The 3,616-nt window shown below is 53.8% G+C and carries 1 protein-coding gene; it reads right to left on the reverse strand.

Annotated elements, in window-relative coordinates; genetic code table 11:
* Positions 1 to 85 precede the first annotated feature (85 nt).
* Positions 86 to 3,616, reverse strand: a 3,531-nt coding sequence (locus NZ772_15760; GenBank protein ID MCS6815011.1) for a hydantoinase B/oxoprolinase family protein, incomplete at its 5' end; no start/stop codon positions are given.

A 3,616-nucleotide genomic window follows, 5' to 3' on the forward strand; every position in this document is an offset into this window, starting at 1 on the left:
TTGGGATTTACTTCAACCATCGCCGTCCTCTACACCCTAGTTTCGCTCCAGTCGTGAGGAAGCGGAGACGGGTTTTACTCACTCTTTAGTCCGCATTGCAAGCAGGACTACCATAACCACCACCACCCGGCGTGGCAATGGCGATCGTATCACCAGGATGCACCGTAACTATAGCTGTGCTCCCTAGAGGTTCATGGGTGCCATCGGCACGTTCAACCCAGTTTTTGCCCGTAGCTGCTGGCAAACCACCCTCCAGGCCCAGGGGTGGAAGGCGGCGATGGTTAGAGAGAATAGCAGCCGTCATGGTTTCCCGGAATTGCAACCGTCGGATTACACCATTACCCCCTCGGTAGCGGCCTGCACCACCGCTGTGGGCACGAATGCTAAACTCTTGCACCACCACTGGGAAGCGTAGCTCTAGCACTTCTGGATCTGTAAGGCGGGAGTTAGTCATGTGGGTATGCACAGCATCGGTGCCATTAAAATCTGGGCCTGCTCCAGAACCGCCACAGATGGTTTCATAGTACTGATAGCAATCGTTGCCAAAGGTGAGGTTATTCATAGTACCCTGGGAAGAAGCCAACACACCTAAGGCTGCATACAGTGCATCAGTAATCACTTGGGATGTTTCCACATTGCCCGCCACCACCGCTGCCGGATAGCGGGGATTGAGTAGACAGCCATCAGGCACAATAATCTCCAAGGGTTTTAGGCATCCAGCATTGAGGGGAATATCCTCAGCAACGAGGGTACGAAACACATAGAGCACAGCCGCATGGCAAACCGCTAGGGGAGCATTGAAATTGCTAGCCTGCTGAGGTGAAGTGCCTGTGAAATCAATACGGGCATTGCGGTGATGGGGATCGATGGTTACCGTTACCTGAATATGGCTGCCATCATCTAGGGTTTGGACATGGGAACGGGGTAGTGTCAGTGGTAGCGTGGCGATCGCCCGCCGCACCGCCTCCTCTGCATTGGCTTGCACATGGGTCATGTAGGCTTGCACCGTGGCTAACCCATACTGGTCAACCAAGCACCGCAATTCCTGAATGCCGCGCTCATTAGCTGCTAGTTGCGATCGCAGGTCAGCAAGGTTTTGGTGGGGATTACGAGCCGGATAGGGAGAGGAAGTCAGCAAGATCCACAGTTCCTCCTCTTGAAACACTCCTGCCCGCAAGATTAAGACATTATCGAGCAGCACCCCCTCCTCCACAACAGAGGTGCTAGTGGGTGGCATAGAGCCAGGAGTAATGCCGCCGATGTCAGCATGGTGACCACGAGCTGCCAGGAAAAAGAGAGGAGTGACTGGTTCACCCTCAGAGATCAGACCAAGCTGCTGGGGAAAAACGGGTGTAATCACCGTAATATCCGGGAGGTGAGTACCGCCGTCGTAGGGATTGTTGGCAGCATAGGCATCTCCAGGTTGCAGAGTCTTTCCCCTGGCAGCAATCAGAGCTTTAACGCTAGCACCCATAGAGCCAAGGTGCACGGGAATATGGGGTGCATTCGCCACCAGCTCACCTGAGCCATTGAATAGAGCACAGGAGAAATCTAACCGCTCCTTGATATTGACGGAAGCACTCGTGTTTTGCAACGTAACACCCATCTGTTCAGCGATCGCCTGCAAGCGATGGTTGAAAATCTCTAGAAGAACTGGGTCAGGCTGATGGGCCATAGCAGAGACTGGGCTGATAGCAGAGGATTGATTCACAGGTACCCGACGGGTCAACAGCAGAGCACCCCGATCCGTTACCGTTGCTTGCCAGCCTAGCTCGACGATCGTAGTCCCTGTGGAATCCGTAATGATAGCAGGGCTAGGGATGCAATCGCCAGGTTGCAGTGTTTCACGGGTAAAGACGGGCGTATCATGCCAGCGATCGCCCAAGTAGACAGGCACAGTAGCCGCAGCCTTGGGGGGATGGGGATAGCGACGCGGAACGATTGGCTCTTCTAGACACACATCTTGCTGAATCACCTCTACCGATGCCATATCCACAATTAGGGGATGATTGGGCGGAGTGAATCCATAGCGCTGACGATGCGCCTGTTCAAAGGCTACTATCATTGCTGGCAATGGTGCCCAAGGGACACTCAGCGTGGAGTCTGTGCCCTGGTACTTTAGGTGTAACGTCGCGATCGCAGTCTGCTGGCTATTTGGACTTCTAACCAAAGCCTGCTGAGCGTCAGTGGTCAATTCAGCGAGCACTGCTTCCAACGTGGGCATTAGGTCAGGGGTGAGCACAGCCTCGATCGTTCGTTCCCGCAGGGTGCGCTGAGCTGCCAGTCCAATCCCATAGGCCGATAACACCCCCGCATAGGGATGGATAAAAATCTGAGTCATCCCCAAGGCATCAGCCAGTAGACAGGCATGTTGTCCCCCCGCGCCCCCAAAGCTACACAGGGTATAGTCCGTCAGGTCATAGCCCCGCTGCACAGAGATGGTCTTAATGGCGTTGGCCATATTTTCCACCGCAATGGTCAAAAATCCAGCCGCCACCTGCACTGGAGAGCGTCGGTCACCTGTAGACCGTTCAATCTCTGCCGCTAGCTGGGTAAACTTTTCTTGAACGACCGCGACATCCAGGGATTGGTTACCCTCAATTCCGAACACAGCCGGAAAGAAATCGGGCTGAAGCTTACCCACCATAACATTGGCATCCGTAACAGTTAATGGCCCACCTCGCCGATAACAGGCTGGCCCTGGGTTAGCTCCGGCTGAGGCTGGCCCCACCTGATAGCGACCACCATCAAACTGGAGCAGGGAACCTCCACCTGCTGCAACGGTGTGAATGGCCATCATGGGCGATCGCAGGCGAACTCCAGCCACTTCCGTCTCAAACTGCCGCTCATATTCCCCTGCATAATGCGCTACATCTGTGGATGTTCCCCCCATATCAAAGCTGATGATTTTTCCTAAACCTGCCAACTGTGCAGTTTGTACCGCACCGACAATTCCCCCCGCAGGGCCAGACAAAATAGCATCCTTGCCGCGAAACAAGGCCGCTTCCACTAGGCCACCATGAGATTGCATAAACAGCAGCCGACTGCAATGCCTAGCCGATGGTTGGTCATCATCGGTAGTTGCTGCTTGGCCACAAGTTGACAGTGCCGTCATCGACGACTCATGGGCCATCACCGAGGAATGATTCGTGACTAGTGACAATTGACTCGTTACTTGCTCCACATAGCGGCGAAGAATAGGCGAGAGGTAAGCATCAGCGACTGTAGTATCTCCCCGGCTAACTAACTTAATTAGGGGACTCACTTCGTGGGAAACAGAAATTTGGGTAAAGCCAAGCTGTCGGGCAAGGTCAGCAACTCGCTGTTCATGCTGAGGATAACGGTAGCCATGTAGGAGAACGATCGCGCAACTTCGAATTCCGCCATCCCAGGCTTTTTGCAAGAGGGGCGTTAGTATTTCGGTATTAAGGGGTTGCAAAACCTCTCCTTGAGCAGTGATACGCTCTTCTACCTCAATCACCTGCTCATAGAGCATCTCTGGTAGGATAATCTGACGAGCAAAGATGTGGGGACGGTTCTGATAGCCAATCCGCAGCGCATCTCGAAATCCCTTAGTGATCAGCAGTAAAGTACGATCGCCCTTGCGTTCTAACAG

Source organism: Cyanobacteriota bacterium, from assembly GCA_025054735.1.
Lineage (GTDB): Bacteria > Cyanobacteriota > Cyanobacteriia > SKYG9 > SKYG9 > SKYG9.